The sequence below is a fragment of the Paenibacillus sp. NPDC058898 genome, from assembly GCF_049316025.1.
Classification (GTDB): Bacteria; Bacillota; Bacilli; order Paenibacillales; family Paenibacillaceae; genus Paenibacillus_AQ.
On the sequence record NZ_JBMOSM010000001.1, the window covers coordinates 533,769 to 557,153 of the forward strand.

The 23,385-nt window shown below is 41.3% G+C and carries 21 protein-coding genes and 1 pseudogene; 5 read left to right on the forward strand and 17 right to left on the reverse strand.

The features are described 5' to 3' along the window. Window positions 1–20 precede the first annotated feature (20 nt). The 14 genes from ACOZB4_RS02295 to ACOZB4_RS02360 form a co-directional block, all read right to left on the reverse strand. Window positions 21–1,070, reverse strand: a complete 1,050-nt coding sequence (locus ACOZB4_RS02295) for a zinc-dependent alcohol dehydrogenase (RefSeq protein ID WP_379405597.1) — start codon at window positions 1,068–1,070, stop codon at window positions 21–23. A gap of 200 nt (window positions 1,071–1,270) precedes the next feature. Further along, the gene (locus ACOZB4_RS02300; protein WP_379405599.1) at window positions 1,271–2,509 is read right to left on the reverse strand and encodes an aspartate aminotransferase family protein; all 1,239 of its coding nucleotides are present in this window, start codon (window positions 2,507–2,509) and stop codon (window positions 1,271–1,273) included. Window positions 2,510–2,599: 90 nt separating this feature from the next. Next, on the reverse strand, window positions 2,600–3,802 hold the full coding sequence (locus tag ACOZB4_RS02305; protein ID WP_379405601.1) for an MFS transporter: 1,203 nt from the start codon (window positions 3,800–3,802) through the stop codon (window positions 2,600–2,602). A gap of 589 nt (window positions 3,803–4,391) precedes the next feature. After that, a complete protein-coding gene (locus tag ACOZB4_RS02310; protein WP_379405603.1) occupies window positions 4,392–5,045 on the reverse strand; it encodes a hypothetical protein in 654 nt (217 codons plus the stop codon). A 948-nt stretch (window positions 5,046–5,993) separates the two neighbouring features. Beyond that, complete coding sequence (locus ACOZB4_RS02315; protein ID WP_379416548.1) at window positions 5,994–6,599, reverse strand: SGNH/GDSL hydrolase family protein; 606 nt, start codon at window positions 6,597–6,599, stop codon at window positions 5,994–5,996. A gap of 104 nt (window positions 6,600–6,703) precedes the next feature. Further along, entirely contained in the window at window positions 6,704–7,195 is a 492-nt protein-coding gene (locus ACOZB4_RS02320) for an NUDIX hydrolase (protein WP_379416550.1), read from the reverse strand. A gap of 921 nt (window positions 7,196–8,116) precedes the next feature. Then, window positions 8,117–8,662 (reverse strand): dihydrofolate reductase family protein, encoded by a 546-nt coding sequence (locus ACOZB4_RS02325; protein ID WP_379416552.1) that lies wholly within the window; start codon window positions 8,660–8,662, stop codon window positions 8,117–8,119. Between the two features lie 689 nt (window positions 8,663–9,351). Continuing rightward, window positions 9,352–9,942, reverse strand: a complete 591-nt coding sequence (locus ACOZB4_RS02330; protein WP_379416554.1) for a GNAT family N-acetyltransferase — start codon at window positions 9,940–9,942, stop codon at window positions 9,352–9,354. 235 nt (window positions 9,943–10,177) lie between these two features. After that, window positions 10,178–11,650 carry a serine hydrolase domain-containing protein gene (locus tag ACOZB4_RS02335; RefSeq protein ID WP_379416556.1) on the reverse strand — a complete coding sequence of 491 codons (1,473 nt, stop codon included), beginning with the start codon at window positions 11,648–11,650 and terminating at the stop codon, window positions 10,178–10,180. A gap of 382 nt (window positions 11,651–12,032) precedes the next feature. Next, window positions 12,033–13,337 (reverse strand): alpha/beta hydrolase family protein, encoded by a 1,305-nt coding sequence (locus ACOZB4_RS02340; RefSeq protein ID WP_379416558.1) that lies wholly within the window; start codon window positions 13,335–13,337, stop codon window positions 12,033–12,035. Window positions 13,338–13,515: 178 nt separating this feature from the next. After that, entirely contained in the window at window positions 13,516–13,944 is a 429-nt protein-coding gene (locus ACOZB4_RS02345; protein ID WP_379416560.1) for a DUF3021 family protein, read from the reverse strand. A gap of 13 nt (window positions 13,945–13,957) precedes the next feature. Further along, the gene (locus ACOZB4_RS02350; protein ID WP_379416562.1) at window positions 13,958–14,404 is read right to left on the reverse strand and encodes a LytTR family DNA-binding domain-containing protein; all 447 of its coding nucleotides are present in this window, start codon (window positions 14,402–14,404) and stop codon (window positions 13,958–13,960) included. Window positions 14,405–14,964: 560 nt separating this feature from the next. Continuing rightward, window positions 14,965–15,108, reverse strand: coding sequence for a hypothetical protein (locus ACOZB4_RS02355; protein WP_379416564.1), 144 nt, complete (start codon window positions 15,106–15,108; stop codon window positions 14,965–14,967). 184 nt (window positions 15,109–15,292) lie between these two features. After that, window positions 15,293–16,192 carry a LysR family transcriptional regulator gene (locus ACOZB4_RS02360; protein WP_379416566.1) on the reverse strand — a complete coding sequence of 300 codons (900 nt, stop codon included), beginning with the start codon at window positions 16,190–16,192 and terminating at the stop codon, window positions 15,293–15,295. 159 nt (window positions 16,193–16,351) lie between these two features. Here ACOZB4_RS02360 and ACOZB4_RS02365 point away from each other — a divergent pair, with 159 nt between their 5' ends. Then, the gene (locus ACOZB4_RS02365; RefSeq protein ID WP_379416568.1) at window positions 16,352–17,206 is read left to right on the forward strand and encodes an alpha/beta fold hydrolase; all 855 of its coding nucleotides are present in this window, start codon (window positions 16,352–16,354) and stop codon (window positions 17,204–17,206) included. Between the two features lie 863 nt (window positions 17,207–18,069). On the opposite strand, the gene ACOZB4_RS02370 is transcribed toward ACOZB4_RS02365, so the two are convergent. Next, window positions 18,070–18,426: a winged helix-turn-helix transcriptional regulator gene (locus ACOZB4_RS02370; protein ID WP_379416570.1), complete on the reverse strand. Its 357-nt coding sequence runs from the start codon at window positions 18,424–18,426 to the stop codon at window positions 18,070–18,072. A gap of 153 nt (window positions 18,427–18,579) precedes the next feature. On the opposite strand from ACOZB4_RS02370, the gene ACOZB4_RS02375 reads away from it, so the two are divergent. From ACOZB4_RS02375 to ACOZB4_RS02385, 3 genes are all read left to right on the forward strand, one after another. Beyond that, complete coding sequence (locus ACOZB4_RS02375; protein WP_379416585.1) at window positions 18,580–19,221, forward strand: NAD(P)H-dependent oxidoreductase; 642 nt, start codon at window positions 18,580–18,582, stop codon at window positions 19,219–19,221. 314 nt (window positions 19,222–19,535) lie between these two features. Continuing rightward, on the forward strand, window positions 19,536–20,522 hold the full coding sequence (locus ACOZB4_RS02380) for a zinc-dependent alcohol dehydrogenase family protein (protein WP_379416572.1): 987 nt from the start codon (window positions 19,536–19,538) through the stop codon (window positions 20,520–20,522). 30 nt (window positions 20,523–20,552) lie between these two features. Next, complete coding sequence (locus tag ACOZB4_RS02385) at window positions 20,553–20,861, forward strand: antibiotic biosynthesis monooxygenase family protein (protein WP_379416574.1); 309 nt, start codon at window positions 20,553–20,555, stop codon at window positions 20,859–20,861. Between the two features lie 565 nt (window positions 20,862–21,426). Here the strand turns inward: ACOZB4_RS02385 and ACOZB4_RS02390 are convergent. Then, window positions 21,427–21,519, reverse strand: a complete 93-nt coding sequence (locus ACOZB4_RS02390; protein ID WP_379416588.1) for a DUF3825 domain-containing protein — start codon at window positions 21,517–21,519, stop codon at window positions 21,427–21,429. A gap of 36 nt (window positions 21,520–21,555) precedes the next feature. Between ACOZB4_RS02390 and ACOZB4_RS02395 the strand changes: the two are divergent. After that, window positions 21,556–21,828: pseudogene (locus tag ACOZB4_RS02395) on the forward strand (DUF4158 domain-containing protein); the annotation flags it as partial. A gap of 779 nt (window positions 21,829–22,607) precedes the next feature. Here the strand turns inward: ACOZB4_RS02395 and ACOZB4_RS02400 are convergent. After that, window positions 22,608–23,084 carry an HIT family protein gene (locus tag ACOZB4_RS02400; RefSeq protein WP_379416576.1) on the reverse strand — a complete coding sequence of 159 codons (477 nt, stop codon included), beginning with the start codon at window positions 23,082–23,084 and terminating at the stop codon, window positions 22,608–22,610. Between the last annotated feature and the right edge of the window lie 301 nt (window positions 23,085–23,385).

The window sequence follows — 23,385 nt, forward strand, 5'->3', positions numbered from 1 at the left end:
ATCATGGTTAACTTGCTGCTTTAGATACTGGAGCCGCCGGATTGCAGCACTACTTTGATGGCATGTGAAGAAGCTTGAAGTGTGCGCCCCTGAATATCGCAGCCGAGCGTGCGGAACGCCTCTTCGTAATCCTCCAACGGGAAAGAGTGGGTGATAATTTTTTTCGCCGGGATAATCTGTTGCTCAATCATATAATGGGCTGTTGCGAATGTGCCCAGGGAGTCGATGGAGCCAATAATTTTCAGGCTGCGGTCCACGACTTCCTTGGGATTGAACGATGTGTTTCCATCTCTCAGACCGACCAGCATGAGATAACCGCCGCTGGCGAGTTGCGAAAGCACTTGTGTGCCCACGACGCCTGTCGTATCCACAATCATATCAACCTGATTGGTTGTGGGTGCCAGCGACTCTATTGCATTTTCAAAGGATGAATGAACCTCCCAGCGCTCTGGTGCAATCGAACCAGCAATAGCCAGACGTTCTTCGGAGATGTCGACGAGACAGCCAGTGACGCCTTTGGAAGCGAGGGCGTAGCTGTATAGAATGCCAATGGGGCCTGCGCCGAGGATAATCGTTCTAAAATTCGGCAGCAGGCGGATCTGATTAATGCCCGTAAGCATACAGCTCAGCGGTTCAGTCAGGGTCGCTTCTTCATAGCTCACATGGTCCTTCAATTTATACAAAAAGCGATCCTCGGTTACATAATAATCCGTAAATGTACCGTCAGCACTCACACCTGTCTCCGTAACCGACTTATGTGTGCAGTGATTTTGTCTCCCTGTTCTGCACATGTCGCATTGCCCGCAATAATAGGTAGGATCGATGACAACCCGGTCGCCCGGTTGCAGTGTCGTTACAGCAGGGCCCACGGCAATAACTTCCCCAGCAGACTCATGACCGAGAATGACGGAAGGAACTGCATGATATTTACCGCTGACAATACCGAGGTCGGTACCGCATACGCCCGTTGCCCGGATCCGAACCAACACCTGATTGTCTCTTGCGATTTCAGGAACAGGCCGTTCCTCAAGCGCTACATCCCATGCCGATTTGTATACCAATGCTAACATGATAAAACCTCCTTATAAAAATATGAATTTATATTCAGATCACACAATAACGAAGAAAATAGAACAAACATGGAGCAGCGAAGCGTTCGCCTTTATCACCGAACTTTCCCCTGTAAAAAGGAATCAAAAAAATCTGGGGATAACAGCGATCGAAAGATTGTTTTGTAAGCTTAGTGTCCGAATGTAATTTGGATTACGTACTAATGAACGCTGGCAAGCACCGAATCCAGTCGCTCTACAATTTCAACCAACTCGTCTTCTGTTGTGGTAAGCGATGGTCTGACTTTAACTACGTTCCCGAAGCCGTAACGTGATCCTCTTAAAATCAGATGCTCATCCGTGAAGGCTCGGTCGATAATGGCATTGGTTTTATCCGTATCCGGTTCATTACGGTCACCTACCATTTCTAATCCCCACATCAGCCCGACTCCGCGAGTTTCACCGATGCTTGGATATTTCATGGTCAAATCTTGCAGTAATCCACCTAAAATTTCACCTTTGCGTTTCACATCATCCAGGAATCCTGGTGCGGCTACAACCTCCAGGGTAGATTTGGCAGCGGTTACAGAAATCAGATTGCTTCCTGAGGTGAAGGAATGCTCATGCTTTTCCAGTACATTCAATCTGGATTGCATCAATACCGCAGCAACAGGTACACCAATTCCGCCGAGACCTTTGGCAAGGGTAATCATGTCAGGTTGGATATCGAACAATTCGCTGGCGAACATGTACCCGGTACGTCCGATCCCCGTCTGCACTTCGTCGGCTATGAGAATGATGTTGTACTCATCACACAGTTTACGCAGGCGTTTGAAATAACCTGCAGGAGGAACGATATTGCCGCCATTCCCGAGGATCGGTTCAATGATCATGCAGGCGACTGAGCCGGAACTCGCATATTCTATGGCATCAGAGATAGCTTCAACACATTGATATCCGCAGTCTCCGCTTGAAGATTTGAAAGGGCAACGATAGCAGTATGGTGCCGGTACATGAACGGAGTTGGCAACAGCCGAATTTGGAAACCGTTTCCGCCGGAAGGCATTTCCCGAAATCCCGGTTGCAAATTGGGTCTGTCCATGATGGGACAGATACAAGCTGATTATGTCTGTGGATTCCGTATATTTCTGTGCAATTTTGGTAGCACATTCATTTGCGGTTGAACCTGTAATATCCCGCATCCATCCGGCATTAATATCGTTTGGGGCATATTCAATCAGATGATCGAGCACTTCATCCACATACGGTTCTGTGAAGGAGGAAGACATATGTGTCAGATTGCCGACTTGTTCCTGAATTTTACTCACGACATACGGGTGATTGTAGCCCAGTGACAGATTGAACGTCCCGGATACGCCATCCAGATATTCAACGCCTGCATCGTCAATCAACTTAATCCCTTTTCCGGTTCTGAAACGGTTTTTGGTTAAAGTTTGCATACGATTCCCTCCATAAATGTAATGGTCTAGACCAAACGAAGATCGAAAATTCCGGATTACGCAGGCATCACCCCTCTCAAGAAGCAACGTTTAAATCTCTTTACTCTGATATGCGAGAGTTCGACTTACGGTGCTGTTCCTTACGTTCCAGAGATGAGAGAGCACGAGAGTGAGGAGCAGAATCAGACAAAATGCGGCCAATATCCAGATCGTGTTCACTACAGGCCAAGCACTCATGCTCCATCCGGTTGCATACTGCAGGATGGCGCCACCGATACCGCCTGATGCAATCAGGATGCTGGTTGTGCGCTCAGTCATGCCCGGGATCAGTATGTTGGCATAGACCAGTGCGATACAGAACAGTCCCGACATGAACAATCCGGTTCCAAAGATTAGCAGGTATGTTGCCCATTGGCCTGTTACGAACACCATGGCAACGACGAACAGAAGTGTACCTACCGTACTCCAGATCAGGAAAGGCATGTAGTTGACCGCCTCGGCAATTTTTCCGGAAAAAAGACGGCCGATGATCATTGCAATCCATAGGATGGATACGCTGAGTGAAGCGACAGATTCCTGTAACCACAATCGTTCGACCAGAATAGAAGGCAGGAAGTTCATCAGGCCTAATTCCAGACCCATGTATACGAAGAAAAAGATGACGAAGATCGTGAGCAGCCCCAGATGTTTTCTAGAGTACCTGTCCGTTGCATGTCCAACTGTATTATCACCAGCTTTTTTCAGATAACAAGCGGCGGAGAAAGGCATGGTCACCCACAACAACATGAGAACCAGGGACAATGCGGAAACGGTATAAAACGTAAGATGCCAAAGATCCAGCCATATGTATAAGGCAGCGACTGCCGGAATGAGAAGTGCTCCAAGGGCAAAAAACACATCAAGCTTGGACATTGCGACTGCTTTCTGATTTTCCGTAAATTCTATCGTAAACGCACCAACGGAGGGCTCAATGATGCCAGACCCGAACCCGACAATAATGGTTAGAAGAAGAACAACTGTCCAGGATGGCAAAAATCCGAGAATGGTATAGGCGGCCACAATACAGATCAGTGCGATGGTTAACATGGATTTTCTGCCGATGCGAGCAGTCATGGAAGGAGCAACGAGCACCCCGACAAGAAAACCGAGGAACTGCAAAAACAACAAAAACCCGCCATCACTATAACCACGCTCATAATGTGTCAATAAAACAGGTAAAAGAGCACCGAGTACAACGCTGGTTATGCCGATTAATAGATAGAATCCGCAGCTTAAAGCGAAAATTCTTCTCATGAGTTGCCCTCCTAATATGGGTATAAATATTATATTATGTAAAAAATGTTTCTTTGATATTTAACTTATACCATAATTATGCAATTGTACATGCTTTTTATTGTGAGATAATGTTAGTTTTTGGCGAATGAATGATCTTTCTCATATTATCTGTATTGTATTTCTAAATTCGTTAGGTTTGGTTTATCTTGTACGAACATAAAAGTACCACTCCCTTTCCCTATATTTTTTGTGATTGTTGCTATACTCTTTGATTTTGTTCTCAAAATTATAAATGCCTGTCAGTTTATCGAGTAATCAGAAAGTAGCCAGACCAGTAAAAAAAAATAAAAAAATAAAGCCGCTACCTAGCGACTTTATTACTTGGTCTTTAGTTTGTGTTCAAAAGTAGCTTCCATTTCGTAATGATTATCAAAGCCACTTCCTTACCTTTGTTAGCAAAACCACCATTTTTACTATATTGAAGAATAGCTGCCCGCGACACCTAACACCAATCTGAATTCATTATTAGTTATCGGAACATGTTCTTGTCCCTCGACATTGGTGTCATATGAAATAAAAAAGCCGTATAAGTTGCGGCTTTGAATGTCTAAATCTTCTTGTCGTCTGACAATTCCCTGTAGTTTATTTCCATGAGTATTTGTTTTGCATAAGAATCCCAGTCTTCTTTGTCTGTGTTTATCTCTACTGTAGGAATTAATGATTGTTTCGCACATTTGCGAAGTTTTTCCTGATCCTCCAAGTACTTTTCACATGCTTCCGTTACCGTAGAGTGGTTTTTCATCACATATGATTTCCAAGCTTCGCTTCGACTTTCAATAAATCTGGACTCTACTGTATCTTTGGACAAGGTTAAGAGTACACAATGTGCGTTCAGCCTTGATAGACGTTCTTCCATCGACTCAATTTCTGCAGAATTAATAAATGCTGCTCTATGATTTATGTGGAACCTCTCTAAAAGATAAAATACGCCGTTTGACGGTTTAGTATGACCAAGTGAATTAATCCAATTGTATTGTTCCTCAATATAATCAACTTGACGATTTAAAAGCCGAATATGTTCTTCCTTTTCCATCGCTCTTAATATGCCTTGGTATGAATGCAAGACTTGCGTATAGTGTTCACTTATTGCAATTATCGTTTTTTCAGCATTGTGTATTTGACTATGTAATCTCTTTATTGCAGAAAATACCATTGTTTTTCCTGCAGTAGACAACCCTTCGATAATTACTCCTCGAATCATAATTCACCTCTTTTGCAAGCTTCAGTATCCTTCCCGATTGCTCGTCAGCTCAACAAAGGGAGCCGATATCGTTAACGGCTGCCTTCTTGTCTTCTTGAACTAACGTTTCCCGTTAGCGTAATACTTCCAGCCTTTTTGCTCGCTCAAACGCTTTATGTAAAAACTCTTTAGCCGATCCTCATAATCCCAATTCATGGTCAATTATTGCAGTCTCGCCTGAATAACCCGTTTCCGCAGTTTTTTTCACGGTTGTAGACCAACCAATGGTACCACAGGGTAACCCGTGTTGAGCATAACTTCAGTTATTATCAAAATGTAGCGCCATCAACCGGGAATCGTACATGGATAATAAATCATCGCCTGGATAATAGCGATAGTGATGTATGCCCTCCTAACATCAAATCCGATATTAGTTATTCTATGATTGCATTGAGCAATCCTGCACGTTAGCTTAATGAAATAGTGGAAGCTTAGTTAGATACTAATCTAATCGATAAACGGCTCATGTTCTTGTCCTTTACGGCATTCGGTACAAGTTCTTGTCCTCGACTCGGGACAAGAACTTGTACCGATAAAACAAAAAAGCCGCTTTAATAGCGACTTTCAATGAGGCAATGTTTTTACCTCCGACAGGGCAAGAACTTGTACCCTTTGCCGTAACTGCCCTTTTTCCTCTTAGTTTTCTTCCATCATCGTTTTATTAAAAAATAAAAACCCGTTGGATTATAGATCAACCGATTTTTGGAGTTGTTTATTCTCATCATCTGGTTTGCTCTTGACTAACATTGCAATTTTCTGAGGTGTAAATGAAAACATAGATTGGATTGCTTCCTTGCTTTGTTCATCCTGATACGGACAATTATATTGGTTAACTGATATTGGTTTTATTAAGCTATCGTTACCCGTTAACGTAATGAATTCTATTCCAATGATTAGTACCTCATGTTGCTACAACCAGGTCTTAACGATTTCGGCAAGCGTTATTTTAGTCGAGCCCTCGTCCGAAGGGTGAATTCCATCCGGAATAAGACGGTTGAATTCGGCGGGGTTTTCGTCTAAAATTTTCCGCCAAACCGGGTAATGATCTATGAGTAAAAGTCCGCGCTTGCGAGCCGTATCTCTATACACCTGATAATATTGCTCAATCAGAGGACGAATTTCTAGGTGTTCCTGAACCGGTGGATTCATGGTCATCAACAGAATTTCGCAATTCTTGTTGGCAGCATGAATTCGATCGATAAGAGCATTCAGGTTTTCACCGCATTTCGCAACACTCATCTGATAAGGCAAATACGAGTCATTTATAGCGAATTCCAGAAAAACGGCGTCGGGAGCGAAAGCGATTACACGTTCCTCCAAGTTTTCAAGTGCCCAGCCTGACCATTGTGCAGCTTTGGCGCTGTTGGTCAACTTAACTTGCCCCGGAAACCGGCGATCCAGAATCTCCTTTAATCCACTGACCCAAGCGCCGCCTTCAGTTAGACTGGTTCCATAAACGACGATGTGCTGATGTTTGCCGTTTTCCAAATTGCTGATTGTTGCCGATAGGCTCATACTGCTCAGCTCATCCTTCCACTTCTGATTTAGATAAAAGCAGTTTTTTGCTTATTCTATTCGCCCTTGAGCCACGCAATCCTGCCCGTTAGCTTAGCACCAATCTACTTCGAAATACATGTTTGATGTTTGATTGTAAACTCGGGCTTATTTACGTAGTCCGCATAGTTTACGGCTCCGTTAAACTCCAAATAAGCCTGATAGCGAAAGCGAACACTTGGCTGTGTAATCAAATCGAGAACTCTATCCTTCGCTACCCAACGGCTGTCGGTTGTTTCTTCAGAGAAAGATAATAATTCCCCACCAATAGGCTGACATACGAAATCAAATCCAACTTGTGTAGGAACATCAGTCACGCCGTCATACCATTTCTGTATCCCTGTATTCGAATAGACACCAACTAAACTGCCAACAGATACATCAATTCCGCTTTCCTCTTTGATTTCACGGATCAAACCATCTATCAGATTTTCTCCAACTTCCACTTGTCCACCAGGGTAAACCCAACCACCGTCACGAGTTTTTACTAAAAGTATATTTCCTTGCCCATCTTCTACAAATCCACCAGTGGCTACTATATGCGTTGGAAATGGCATATTACGACCTCCTTATGAAAATAACAATTGTATATTTATTCCTCTGCCATCTTGAACTTTCCTGCCCGTTAGCTCAACAAAGTCAGCCAATCACGACAAACGCCGCCTTCCTCTTTTACATTAAGCTATTGAGTGACATTCGAGTATTGATTTAAAGCGGAACAAGCAAGGTTACCGAACCTTTGGATATCTGAAATATAATCAAATCCATTTTTCCCTCCAAATGTCCAAAGACTATTTGTCATTCTCACCACCACGGCTTTATGTCTAGGTATAACAGTACATGAACATCCTGAAGCTCCAAGAATTTGATAACTCCCTTTAGGAAGGTCCGAGCCAATTTCAGAGTTTTTTACATTCTTGTCTTGTATCCACCAGAATGATCCTAGCCGTGGTAAATGGGATGGTAACGAATGAGGAGTTAAGACAGAAGTAAGGTTATCAATCAACTCTTTGGGAAGGATCGATAGCAGCTGCTAGACCTACATATGTAACCCTTGTTGAATAAACATTAAATTGAGAGAACACATCCACCTTTCTGGCACCCTTATGGAAATGATGATATCCAGAATACCACTCATGAAGGATTTTGTTGTTAGCTCAACAAAGGCAGCCAATCTCGTTAATGGCTGCCTTCTTGTCTTCTATTGAACTAACGTTTCCCGTTAGTTCAATAAACAAAAGAGAAGTCGCCATACGAACCAATACAGCTTATAGCCATTAGCCATTCCAAGTAGAATTGTAATGCAAATTAAGCTTGGATAATGACTTTGAAAATCTACAATCGTTGAAAAGATAAATCCAAGTAGAACAAATTCAAAACCAATGAACATGATTTTTCTATCTGTTAAGCTTCTTCTAGCATCACGCCATGTTGCCGAAAGACGGTTTTCCCTCAAGCTCGTAGTTGACTGATCAATCTTATCTCGCCGGAAGATAAGTCAGAACAACGACACCTGAACCGAATGTCTTTGTTTCCGCCAGTTTCAGCACCTTCTTATCGATCCCTTCTCCAAAGAGACGTTTTCCGTTTCCAAGCATAACTGGGAAAACCATGAGCCGATATTCGTCGATGAGGTCAAGCTGCATCAGCGTTTGAACGAGCGCGCAGCTGCCAAATACCAAAATATCCTTACCAGGCTGCTGCTTCAGCTTGGATATTTCCTCCGTTATATTGCCCTTGATCAGCGATGAATTGTTCCATTCCACTTTTTCCAGGGTTGTTGAAATCACGTGCTTGGGGTAACTGTTCATCATCCGGCCATATTCCCCTTCCTGCTCGATCAAATTAGGCCAAGCCGCTGCAAAATTAACATACGTTTCGCGTCCAAGCAGAAGAGCGTCGCTTGCTTTCAGTTCATCGAACTTGAATTGCTTTGTTTCCTCACTACGGAATTGGATCGTCCACTGCGGATTCTCCATGACACCATCCAGCGATACAAACTCAGATACAACTACTTTTCTCATTTTCATTCTCCTTTAGTTTTTTCAATACTATCCGTCTGTCTGATTGTACGACGTTAGCGCGAGAAATGCTGAATGTACCAGGTATTGTAGACGGACGCAATAAACAAGCCCAGCATCAGTCCCGCGAAGATAAGTCTCAAATTATTTTTCTTTATTTCCACTACTTGGTTATCCTTCCGCAGTTGCATTTCTCGTTGTTCACGAACTATATTTTAGCTTGAGACATGTGAACAGATTTCTCATGGATTGCTTTTCCCGAAAAAGTTCGGATACGATACTTAAACATCTTTCTCTTTTTGAATATCAAGTTAGCACCGCTACTAAACCTTTGCGGTCTAGAAGTTGCAATATGTTACGCTTTCCTGCCCGTTAGCTTAATGAAATTGCATGGGAACATAGTTAGATGATTATCTAATCGGTAATCGGCTCATGTTCTTGTCCTCGACTCGGGACAAGAACTTGTACCGATAAAACAAAAAAGCCGCTAAATTAGCGACATTCTTTGGGACCATGTTTTTGCCCCGACACATCACCAAGCAGTTTGTGAGGAAGACAAGACTTTGATATTATAAATGAATTTTAATTGTATCTAAACACAAAGTACAGTTTGACCATAAAATATACATCAGTATATAAAGACAAAGCCACTCCTGAGAATGGAGAGGTTTTCTTTGGATAGAACTTCTCTTTTATTGGTGTTTAATCTTGCTATACTTACTTTCTATTTCATCAAATTCTTCTCTTGTTATCCCCAACAAAATATTATCATAAAATTTCCCACCCATATAAATAATTCGTCTTCTTCGTCCTTCTTCAATGAATCCGAGATTTTTATGGAATTTAAGTGATGCTTCGTTTATTTCAACACAGCTGGAATTGCATTTTTGCATCCGTAATTCATAGAAGCCATATCGCATAATAATTCTTGTTGCTTCTGATGCGTATCCATTGTTCCTATAACCTCTGTGCACTCCCAAGCCAAAACTAAACACTCCATTTTTGTGGTCTAATGAATTTAAGTTAATGAGTCCAACTAACTGATTATTTGATAGCGTTTCGATAGCAAACATCTTTCTATAATTGTCTTTGAAATTATCATACTTATCCGACACTTCGGCAACGTCTATATCATTCTTAGGAAGTTCGATACCCCATTCCATTAACCGAATTGCTTCACTATCGGTGCTTTCCAATTTCCATTGTTCCCAATCACTTCTTTGAGTTGCCCTTAGTCTAATTTTAGTACCTTGCCAAAAATAACTTGCTTCAATGATTGTCATAATTCATTCCCCATATTTGATATAAATGCAAATTACATCCTTTTCTATTGTACCATATGTTGGACTTGTCAATTCACCTCTATCAGGCAAGATCATGATTATCCCATAATGTCCTGTTATTCAACTATCCTGACCGTTAGTTGAACAAAAGCAGCCGATCTCGTAAACGGCTGCCTTCTCTTGTCTTCTATTGAGCTAACGTTTCCCGTTAGCTTAATAACTAAAGAGTCGGCCATTAACTAATCTCAGCAGTTAATTTTACAGCATCGATTCGATTTCCAGCTGGATCGAAATGTATGAATCGCAAATATCCATCGGGGTCTGTGTGAAATTCAAGTTGTTCGTCAATGTGCGCGGTAACACATTTTAGTGTATTCGTTTGTTGAGAAACCGGAATTAGCTCGTATTTAAACCATGCCCCTTCATTTTTTTGCATGAACAGATAGAGTCTGTTATCCTCAAAGGTCACAACTACGGTGGATCTGGGGTCAATGCCGAAACGGTAGAATGTGTCGTAAAACAACCCGACTGCAAACCGTGGCGTATTGATAATAGTCAGTTGATCTAAAGCCTCGGTCAATTGATCTGCTTGCAATGAATCTATATTTCCTTCCGCGGTACTGTATATTCCCGCATACTTTTCAAGTGTATTTGGGGCTATATCTAACGGCTGTATAGCTCCGGGCTGGGCAACGTCTTCTCCCATCACGATCTTGGCTAAACATTGACTTATAATGTCTATGGGCGTGAGGTTGATATTGCTCAGCACGATAATAGCGATTTCCTCATCGATATAACGATTAAACTCCACATAAAACCCATTCATCGTTCCGTTATGCCAGACACGCTTTCTTGGCTTATTATTAATGGATTGCTCCGTTACAACCCAGCCATAGCTCCCGACAGGTGAGGTCATATTCCCAAATAATTGATCACGCACATGTTTTCCAATCAAATCATCCCTATATAACGCCCGATCCCAAAGATAAAGATCATCGATCGTTGAGTACATCACACCTGCTCCCACATGTAGGCACATGTCGACATACTCGGTTGGAATGATTCCTTTGCATATGGAGTACCCTGACGCAAATTGTTTCAGGAGTGTTCTTCCGTCTTCACATCCTGTATTCACTAAATTTAATGGCTTGCAGATGTGTTCAGATATATATCGTTCGTAAGATATCCCCGATGTCTTCTCGATAATGAAACCAAGCAAAATATAAGACGAACTGGTGTAACTGAATCCTTCTCCTGGGGGAAACTGAAGTGGTTTATCCTTAAACGAACCAATGGTTTGTTCTATAGTAGCATACAGCCTCATCGTTTCTTTCCAATAATTTGGGAAACTTGGATAATCAGGTATTCCTGAAGTGTTCGTCAATAAATGGTGGATCGTAATGATGTCGCCATTCGGATAATCTGGTATGTAAATTTGGATAGGATCATCAATGCGAAGCTTTCCCTGCTCTTGCAACTGCAACACCGCCATAGCGGTAAACCCTTTTGTAAGAGAACCGATACGAAACTTGGTTTGTGGGGTGTTGGGTACGTCGTGCTCAAAATTCGCCATGCCATATCCCTTTCGCAGCAATATCTTATTCCCTTCGGCTACCAAGACTGCCCCGTTGAAATACCCCCGATTCGCTAGTGCATCCATGTAATCGTTTAATTTTGCCACTGTGCGTGAAGCATTACTGGTTCTCATTTACTCTCCCCTTTGCTCTTGTGTATAATCTGCAAGCTTAGTTTCACAATATCACAGGTATAGAAGTGCATATAGCGAGAAAATAATTATAATCAGATTTACCCCTTCCATTAAAGAAATCTGCCCGTTAGCTTAATAAGCTAGAGCAGTTAAATGTAATTAAATGCTTATCTAATCGGCAATCGGGACAAGAACTTGTACCGATAAAACAAAAAAAGCCGCTAATAGCGACTTTCAAAGGGACCATGTTCTTGTCCACCGACAGTTCTGTTATCATTTCTTCACACTCATTCTTAACTTCTTTGAAAATTTCTCCATATCCCCCCTTACATCAATACGGTTCAAATTACAGATTCTTCTTACTAACTTATAGAACAGATACTCAATACGTCGCTTTTGGAGAAAACTGACCTTGATTCTTTAGAGCATAGTCAAAGAAACGAAGGATAAGTTCATTTTGTGTTTCAATCGCATAATATTTATCGATATCTGCTTCTTGGCCTTCTTGCAACAGGTTTGCCAATATAGGCGAGAATAAAGGCAGATCGGTTAAACTTAAATGTTTTGCGCCTTTAAAATGAACATTGTATGCACCTTTGAAATTTTTATTTGAAATTCTATTCGCGATATACGAAGAACTGCTGTCGAGCTGTATCCACACATCATCCGAATAAACGTTAAGAAGCGGGATGGTATAAGCTTCGGATTTTGCTTTTAATTCGTTTGTAACTTTATCATACACAAGCTCGCTAAAGAACGGAGCATCTATATTTACTACGGCGTCAATGTCATCGCGTTCTCTGCTCAGTGCTATGCTTGCGGCACCCCCCATAGAATGACCGAACACGCCTATTTTCTGTGTATCGATGTGTTCATATACAGAATCTTTTTTTTGCTCGGCTTGTTCCAGAATCGTATCCATGACAAAATCCATATCATCCGTTCGCAATTTCATCCATTTTTGAGTAAGCTCGAAAAACTCACCAACCGAATAAACCCCTTTATTTGCATTGTTGAATTCTTGCATGTACTCGGAGTTAATCGTCACGACCTTTCCATCCTCGGAAACGGTATAAAAAGAATGATAGGGATGGTCAATCGAAACGACGACATAACCGTGGCTCGCAAGTTCTGTAAAGGTTGAAGTATTGCTTGTTTTAATACCGAATGCTCCATGGGAGAACACAAGCAAAGGATAGGTTCCGTCTGCCTGTTCAGGATACCAAAATTCCACGTTAACAAACCGATTGTCTTTCTGATCCGTAAACTCTTCGATACGATTCTTGTCCTTGTAGCTGTAAGTGGCGGTCCCCACTGCATACGGACCTGTCACTTGCGGCAGCCTATGCTGTGGAAAAAGTAAAACAGGAACAAGGGTAATGACTACGGTCAGTGCTAACAAAAGGAATTTCCATACCGTAGAGAAAGCTTTGTAACGCGGGGGGTGTGTTTGTTTGCGCAGGAGCGCAACCATTTCCTTGAACGCTAATATAAAGAGCAAGCCTGCAAACAGTCCCCAAGTGTACTCCCATACGACAACTTTACCCAAGCTCAGCATCATGAATACTATAAACATTGCGATTCTCGTCCAACTCTTTATCTTGCTGGGGCTTTGCTTGGTTACAATGGAATGAACGGCAATTGCCAGCTCGAAGACCAACGTAACAACAAGTATTAAAATCTCCATAAGACTTCTCTGCTCCTCCTCCAACTTTTTATGAGTTCATCATAATAAATGGAAGAGCAGGTGTATACGCATAAACGATAAGCTGTAGCTGAGAGCCAATAGGTTGTAAAAAACAACGCAAAGTATTGTACTTACGCTGCGAATAAGACTTTATTTAGGAACGGTTTGTGTATATCTTTTAAACCTCGTTTTTAAATGTTTTTAGTCTTTCATTGATCTTTTGAGCTTCCTTTTTGTCATTCTTATACGTCAGCAGGCGAACGATAGCGTAAACTACGGCAATTTCCAAAGCCAATAATAGTATGTCGAAAGTGCCGTATACGAGATTCAATAGGACAGCCAGAGAAATTAATAGAGTTTCCAGAAAAAAGAAATGTAAAATCACTCGAAGGCGCATTTTATTCTCGCTAATCGCATGCGGCGTATATAAAATGATTCCGGTCAAAGCACCCAGAAAAGAGAAAGCCATAATTGTAAAAATCGTATTTAATTCGAAACTTGCATCAGGAGCATAGATTTGCCGCAAAATAGTGATGATTATAATGATGGAGGCGAATATAATTAAGAAATCTCTAATCATTTCTTTAATGAGCTCGGAATACTTCATATAGGTCCCCCTTTTATAATCCAAGTATGTGTTTAAGCATTGGCACATACTGCCGTGATATGACTACCTTCTCCCCGTTATCCAATAATGCTTGAAAACGGCCGCTGATCGACGGATGAATACTGGAAATTTTGGCTATATTTAGAATGGTGGATTTGGAAGCGCGAAAACAATGATTCTCTTTGCAAAGTTCCTCCAGTTCATAAAGCTTTTGTTTGACTTCATGAACGTTGTTCTTACAATACGCAAACACTTTTCCGTCAACAGCTTCAAAATAATAAATATCACTAATTTTAATGCGGCTGATCTTATCCTCATGATAACCAAGTATAATGAGTGTTTCGGTTTTTATTTTATTAACGAGCTTATGTATTTCTTCGTCTACTTGGTGACACCTGATGCGGATCTCCTCTTCTTCTGTATTGTCTATTACTTCGATGAAAATTTTGATAAAAATCACCCTCGAAAATTCGAATTAAAACTTGTTAATGTATATAAGGTTCGGTCTTTGGTTAGTTGTTAAAAGAAATTCACTCTTGATTATTCCCCATTTTTTCCCCATCTCTTCGCTGAAATAACCTATGCCAAAATAGTGGCAAAATCCCTCTTTCAATCGCATTACGCAGCGATTGATATTCGAACTATCCTGCCGGTTTGTTGAACAAAGGTATGTGATCACGTTGATCGACTGCTTTCTTGTTTGATAACGCTAGCAACGAATCAATCCGATAGTTTTGATCGAATCCTTGATTCTCTATTACAAGAAAACATGACTCTGTGATGTGTAAGTGCGTATCCAAAATGGTTTGCATGAAACTCCTCCTCTCCTATTGCCTGATGTAAGTATTGGAAAAACAGCTGAGTTTCATTTGATGGAATTAAGTTTCAATTATGGTCTAATATATTCTAATTGAAAGGCAATAAAATAAAAAGTACCCAATAAATAATTAGAATTATGTGAGTTTGCCCCACGCCATTGAGCAAATCTGCCCGTTAGCTTAATGAAACATATTTAGATACTTATCTAATCGTTAATTCGATCATGTTCTTGTCCTTTTCGGCAATCGGCACAAGTTCTTTTCCCTCGACAAACGTATCTATCATGTACTTTCGAACTGGAAAATACTTCTTAAACAGCAATCCATTCCTTATCTTCCGTTTCATGATAAATAGCTTCTAATGGAGTCGGAAAAGTTAAATAGGATTTGCAAAAATTTTGTATTACGTCTTATCTACCAACTTCGTAAATAACTCCAATGGTGAGTGATCATTATAGCAACTTAAACGATATGAAACCATTGTTACTATTAAAAGTAAGAAGCTGCCGAAGTTTTAGACAAAATGTGCACTAACTCATATACCTATTAAAAAAACACAGGAGTTCAGATTGAAAACTTTTTGCAGTAAAACTAAGCTCACGATTTTTATGAACAATTAGACCATGCGAAAAGCTCATTTTGGAATTAAACGGAAGAATCTTTAGTTTGCCAATCTTTAGTTCGTTGTTGATAGCTATTTCAGGGACTAAGGCAAAACCTTTTCCACAGCTTACATATTGTTTTATCATCTCAAGACTTGATAGCTCTAACGCATCTTTAATCATAACCCCGGCATCTTTTAAAACATCTACAGCAGTCGTATGATATAAACAAGATGTGCCATTACTGATAAAAAGTTCATCATTTAGAATCTGAACTCCCGCATGTTCCACTTTCCGAGCTATATCCTCAGATGCAGCAAAAACGATCGTCTCTTCCATAATTGGATAAAAAAGAATATCTTGGCGATTCGGATTTTGAGGAACAATCCCAAAATCCAACTCATAATTCAGTACACCTTTTAAGATGTCTTGATGCGATCCTTGTTCAATACGCAAATTTACACTTGGATAATTTCTCGTATATTCCTGAACAAAGGGAAGCATACGTGTAAGAAAAAATGATTCCTGTGTTCTAATGCGTATCGTTCCGCTTGGTTGATCCAGTTCGTTCATACTTTCTTTAAGGGATTGACTTAAGTGAACATACTGATATGCATATTTGGAAAATATCTTTCCCGCTTCCGTAAGTTCTATCCCTCGTGGATATCGGTGAAACAATTTTTGTCCGCTAATTTTCTCCAAGTGTTGGATATGAGTTGTTACTGTAGATTGAACATAACCTAAGCGATCCGCAGCTCGACTGAAACTTTTTTCTTCAAGTAAGGCAATAAACGCCAGAATAAAACGCCCTTCTAATGAATCTATCACATCGATCACCTTTCAATATTTCAATTTGAAATAGTAGATATTCGATTTATTCGTTAGTCAAATATGTATTTTTATTATACGATAACCGTAGTTCAAAACCAATTACCATAACACCATCAAATCAAGGAAACATAAAAATATTCAGAAGGAGATGTAAAAATGAAGATTAGTTATCATCAGCAAAAGGTTGGAGAAGTCGAAGTTTTTTATCGTGAAGCTGGCCCTAAAGACGGTCAAGTTATTTTATTACTACACGGTTTTCCGTCTTCAAGTCATATGTTTCGCGACCTAATTCCCAAACTGGCAGAACAATACCGTGTCATTGCCCCTGATCTCGCTGGATTCGGTCATACAACAACTCCACCGCGCAGTCAATTTAAATTTACGTTTGACAGCTTGTTCCAAGTTATTGAAGGCTTTACTGAAGCATTAGCTCTCAAACAGTACGTACTTTATGTATTTGATTACGGTGCACCTGTTGGGTATCGTTTGGCAGTTGCTCATCCGGAAAGAGTTCAAGCAATTATTAGTCAGAATGGAAACGCCTATATTGAGGGATTTAGTGACGCATGGGGATCCTGGGAGACGTATTGGCACTCTCCGACACCTGAAAATCGTGAAGCATGCCGCGATTCCTTGGCCCCCGAAACCATTCGCAACTTTCAGTATCTACATGGAGCTGACGCCACCCTTGTTTCACCAGACGGGTATTCCTTGGATATTGCCTACATGTCGCGCCCGGAAGCTGAAGAAATCCAACTGGACTTGATTCTTGATTATCGAACAAATGTGGATCGTTATCCTGATTTTCAGGCTTATTTCCGTAAGTATCAACCTAAACTTTTAGCCGTATGGGGTAAAAATGATCCTGCCTTCCTCCCTGCTGGAGCTGAAGCTTATAAGCGTGATATTCCATCTGCGGAAGTCCATTTACTTGATACTGGGCATTTCGCTCTCGAAACACATGCTAAAGAGATCAGCGAGCTTATTCAACAATTCTTAAAAACAAACTAAAATTTCAATGAAACGATTGATCCAATGTTCTGTTCCTTATACCAGATCCCACTTAGTATCCATTGTTTCTTGCAATCCTATTAATGATTTTCTAATAAAAATGTTAGTTGAACAGGCTTCCGATTTTTCGGAAGCCTGTTGCCCGTTTATGCTAATGTTCTCCGTTAGCCACTCATGCAGCGCTGCTGCACCAAAGATGATGAAAATGGTTTGATTCCATCCATACTGCTACTACGGCTGGAGAGGAATCAAGCCCGATCTGATGGAGTCGCTAGGATACTTGCCAATAAGAGACTCAATATCCTTCCCCCATACAATTCGCTCATCTTTCAAAGTAAGTTGATATTCCTGCATACCTACGCACCTCATCTATGATTTTATTAACGACCGTACCACTCAGCGAAATCTAGATCGATCGTTCTGTATGTAGGTTATCAGATGGGGAGTCACCAAAGATCATCGGGAAAAAAAGAAGAAGGCTCATGACGTTTAACGCCATGAACCTTTGTCATACCAATTATTATTTATACTGTCCGAATACTCCCTCTCTCGACGACTGCTTTTCGATGTTATTTTCTCAAGGATGGATTTTTTCTTCTCTTCTTACTGTTGTTGCAGTAACCAAGCTTCACACTCATGTTTCGCTTTGCGAGCACGTTTTTTAGGAGGTACCAGAATGTTTTTTTTCTTGGAGCTTGATCTCGTAATGGCAATCGTATCGTCCGTAATAAAGTGCTTTTCCCATGATGCAATTACGACTTGTTGGAATATCTCTTCCATAATAAATGACGTTGATATAAAGTTTATGAAACTGATTCAACTTATTTACTATTACTGGGACACTTACCCATGTTTTCACATCACTATACCTCTTTGCTAACTGGAGTATTCTTTGCTTGCATCTTTTGATAATCACTCCCCCAATCATACATCGCAAGAATAATAGCCTTCATTGAATGCCCCAAATCAGTTAGTTGATACTCTACTTTAGGTGGAATTACAGGATATATCGTTCTAGAGACTAAACCGTCTTTTTCTAACTCACGAAGCTGAAGGGTTAATGCTCGATGTGTGATTCCTGATAAGCGTGATTGCAATTCATTAAACCGAAGTTTCCCATCTAATAAATAATATAGAATGACAGGTTTCCATTTCCCACTAATTAATTTAACCGTAACTGCTACTGAACAGGTACGACCTTCACATTCATCAATATTCATAATTGCACCTCTAATAAAGTATACTTTTTATACTAACGGTAGTTTTTATATATTATATATAAAAATTTTGCGTACTTCAACCACTTTAAATCATGTGTTAGTATGACACATATCAACTTGAGGGGGAATTAAAATGAAAAAAAAAACGAACAAATTCTAGAAGCACACCGCTATCGTTATGCTACAAAAAAATTCGACAGCACGAAAAAAGTTAGTGATGAAGATTTTAACACAATTATGGAAGCAGCAAGATTATCCCCAAGCTCTTTTGGATTTGAACCTTGGAAGTTTTTACTTATAAATAGCGAGAAAATCCGTGAAGATTTAAAACCATTTAGCTGGGGCGCAGTTAACTCTTTAAATGGTGCAAGTCACTTCGTAATTGGATTGATTAAGAAAAATATTACTGTCGATAGTCCACTTGTGAAACATATTATAGAAGATGTATGGGGTAGCACTTTAGAGGAAAAGAAAAGACACCTTCACTTTTTCCAAGAATTCCAAGAAAATGATTTTAAGTTGTTAAATAATCCACGTGCTTTATTTGATTGGTCATCAAAACAAAGTTATCTAGCTCTTGCTAATATGATGACAACTGCTGCTTTTCTTGGCATTGATAGCTGTCCAATTGAAGGCTTTAACCACGAAAAAGCAGAACAATATTTCTCAGAAATTGGTGTACTCGACACGTCTGAATATGGTATTTCTTTTATGGTTTCTTTTGGATACCGAGATGAGGTTCAACCTCCTAAGACAAGACAAAGCATGTCTGAGATTCTTGAAGTAATTTCATAATCAAAACCATTTAAAATGTTCCTATTCCAATTAAAACCCTTTTAAAAACTCCCTTTCATATAAGTAATGCAGAAAAACCAAGTAATTTAATCTGGATACTACTTCAAGAAGGCGTCGGACTGTCGCAGTCAACGGTGTCTGATTATCTTGCAACTCTGCAACGAGTGGCTTGGTCGAAGTCAGGCGCATCGGTCAGTGGACCTACTACAAGAGGAACGAAGAAACTATCAGTGCTCTTGCCGAGATCATAGGGAATTAGTTGTAATTTTTCTACCACGTAATATCAAAAATTCACGCCGAAACGAGGATTTGCAATGAAAGCGATAATACTTAAAAAATTTGGCGGCCCAGAATCGTTCGAACTTTGCGACGTTTCCAAGCCTGTGCCGCACACGGGACAAGTCCTGGTCCGGGTACATGCAACCTCCATCAATCCGTTGGATTACCAGGTCCGACGTGGCGATTATCCCGATTTGGTGCAACTACCGGCCATTACCGGACACGACGTATCTGGCGTTATCGAAGAAGTCGGGCCGGGTGTGACGAACTTTTCTCCAGGAGACGAAGTCTGGTACACCCCGCAAATATTTGACGGACCAGGAAGTTATGCCGAGTACCACGTTGCTGCCGAAAGCATTATTGGGAAGAAGCCTACCTCGCTGAGCCATCTTGAGGCGGCAAGCCTGTCCTTGGTTGGCGGGACGGTGTGGGAAGCACTGATCGAGCGTGCGGCGCTAAGAGTGGGGGAAAGCATTCTAGTACACGGCGGCGCGGGAGGAGTCGGTCATGTGGCGATCCAGCTCGCAAAAGCCATGGGAGCAAGGGTGTTCACGACTGTACGCGAAGCAAACTTTGAGTTCGCACGAAGTTTGGGTGCAGATGTGGTCATCGACTACAAAAAGGAGGATTATGTCGACACCATCATGCGGGAAACGGGTGGCCGCGGAGTCGATGTCGTGTTCGACACCATCGGCGGCAACACATTGTCGCGCAGCCCCGACGTGCTCGCACAACTTGGCCGCGTTGTCACGATCGTGGACATTGCACAGCCACAAAACGTCATTGAGGCCTGGGGCAAGAACGCGAGTTATCATTTCGTTTTCACAAGACAAAACCGCGGCAAACTTGATGAGTTGAGCACATTAATAGAGCGCGGTCAACTGCGGCCACACGTTGGCGCCGTCTATTCGCTTGCCGACATTCCGCTCGCCCATGCCCGGCTGGAGAGTCCCAACAACGGTGTTCAAGGAAAAATCGCGATTGCAGTCGGACCGTCAGCTCATTTTAAAGGAACGCCATGATTTACGAGATCGCTCTACTCCCCGTTCACAATGAACACATTGAAACGTTCAGACGTGCATTTGCCGAGGTCGCTCCGCCGCGCAAAGGGTTACGGCGGTCACTTCCTCGCCCAAGGGATCGAAACACCCCAGCTATTCCATCTAATCGTGCGATGGCAATCACTCGAGGATCATACGCCGGGCTTCGAAGCGAGTGAAGACCATCGGATGTTCATGATGGTCTTACAGGAATATTTTTCGGAAGAACCGAGGGTCTATCATATTGAAGGGGCAGCATTTGCTACAGGCGAACATGATGATCCGAACAGCGCCGTTGGCATGGGAATGCTAGCACCTTAAGGAGTTTGTTGCTTTAAAGCAATTGGGCCGTTGTTGGGTTGTTCTTCGTGCCTAACGGAATCTGTGCCGACATCGGTCATTGTCAAGCTAGTTGCATTTAACGACATTGTCATGCGCCGCGGCAGTGGCTGTCCGCAGCGGTTGTTGACAGTCAGAAGGCACTCGATCGTACGACCCGGCTCTATCGCGCTGGCCTGAGCTCCTATCTCCTGGTACTCATCTCCCAGCGCACGGCCAATCAGGCCCGTGATACGTTAGCGCTGAGTCAACGGGGCGAAGTACGCGGCGCTATCTCACTCTACAAAGCGTTGGGCGCAGGTTGGCAGGAAGTGTCCCTTGCGCAGCAAACAGAAAGTCTAGATCTGTCTGAAAAGGCTGTTGGCTTGTGAAACCCCTCTTTTCTAAAAGGAGCCATCACTATGTTCGGAACTCTAAGGTTTCCACCGTTCCCGACAATGGCGGGATTTTGTTTTGTACGCTGAGCTCTGATTGACAGAAAAAATGCCGGTATCCTGTATGCGAAGGATTACCGGCATTTCTCAGTTGTATAGATTTTCATCGTCATTTAAAGTGGTTTTAACCATTCATTGTCTGGTTTAGCAAGTACCCTAGCGTTTTGGTAAGCCATTTCAAGAGATAAACATGTTTTGCGACGTATTCAGAATTATTATCTTTCCGTACAGCTAGTACAAAATCTCGTTTGGGCTTCGCTGTACAGTTATGTACTCTACGGTATCCTGGTTGGTCATTGTTCGATGTGATAGATATTCCTGAGACTGTCTTACGTTACATAGCCAAGCAAATTGATGTTGATCCAGAAGTCTATTCTCTGTATGCCCAACTGGACCCAACCAGATGCGAACATTTCGAAGAGATCCGCCAGGAATATGGATATCGTAATTTCTCTGCGCGTGAATACCGTAGTTCATCCCAATTTTTATTACATCATACCATGGACAACGGAAATCCATAACTTCTTCCAAGCTCTTATGTTGAATGTCGACATTATTCATAGTTGGTGATTCATCGATGTAAGCATCAACACCATCCATTATTGTAAAGTTGATTACCCCTATGGCCCAAATCAAAATAATACATCTCCACCACATGAGAAATATCCTCCATTAATTTTGGCTATTTTGCCTATACAGTTATCAAACTATACTGCCCGTTAGTTTAATAAAAAGGCGTCTGCCACCGTCGATGAAATCATATCGGGAATGTAACCATGTTCTTGTCATCAGTCGGGAATGTTATCAAGTTCTTGTCATTGTGTTTTGACAGGACTTGATAATAAATATAAAAAGCCGCATAATCAGCGGCTTCTATTGTTACTATTTTTTTGTCACCTGACACTAACACTTTATTTGTAAGTACATTCAAATTCATTTCATCAAATTTTCGCGCTAAACTGCCTGTTAGCTTAATAAGGTGCGATCGCACCTGACCTTAGATAATCATCTATTCGGTAAAGTATATAAGTTCTTGTCATTGAGCTAGAACAAGAACTTATATACTTAAAACAAAAAGACCGCAACTTATGCGGCTTTCAATGTCTATATGTTCTTGTCGTTCGACATTAACAAAGGCAGCCAATCTCGTAAACGGCTCCTTCTCTTGTCTTCTATTGAGCTATCGTTTCCCGTTAGCTTAAAAGAGAATCTTATTTTTCCCCAATCCTTTAGAAAGGCCCACGTAATCTCAGGTTTATCTCCTACTGTGGTTATCATTCGCTCCTCTTAGACCTTAAATGTTTTCCTTTATCCAAGAACGCAACTTATCAGCATAGTAAGCGCGTTCATCTGGATCGGTCTGAGAACCCTTTGTCAGATAAAGTTGATCATTCACATATCTAGGATAAACATGGAGATGATAATGCCACACGTCTTGATTGCCGGCAGGCTCATTATGTTGCCGCGTAGAAATCCCATCACATCTATATGTACTTTTCATTGCAAAAGCGGTAAGCTGAGCCGCACGGTGAATTTCAACAGCATAAACCGCAGGGAGTTCAAAAATGTTCTCGAAATGTTGATTAGGAACAACAAGAACATGTCCTTTATTGTTTGGCCACCATTTGCTCGCTATAAATGCCGTTACATATTCATTCTGGTAAATGATATCTCTCTGTTTAGTTCCCATATTAACACAGCAAAATGGGCATTCGTATCCTTCAGGCTTATGAGAATATGTTTTCATTTTTTCTTTGTTCAATCCCTTCATATTTTTCCAATTGAGAATATAGACGCAGGCAACCTCTGTTCGTTGCGTTATTCTGCCCGTTAGCTTAATGAAATTGCATGGAAACATAATTAGATACTTGTCTAATCGGTAATCGGACCATGTTCTTGTTCTTTACGGCAATCGGTATAAGTTCTTGTCCCGATAAAACAAAAAAGCCGCTAAAATAGCGACTTTCAATGGGACTATGTTTTTGTCCCCCGACAGCAAGTTTACCACTTATATTAGGGCTGCTAATTACAATGTATACTTCAATATAAATACTACCAAATATTGGAGTTAC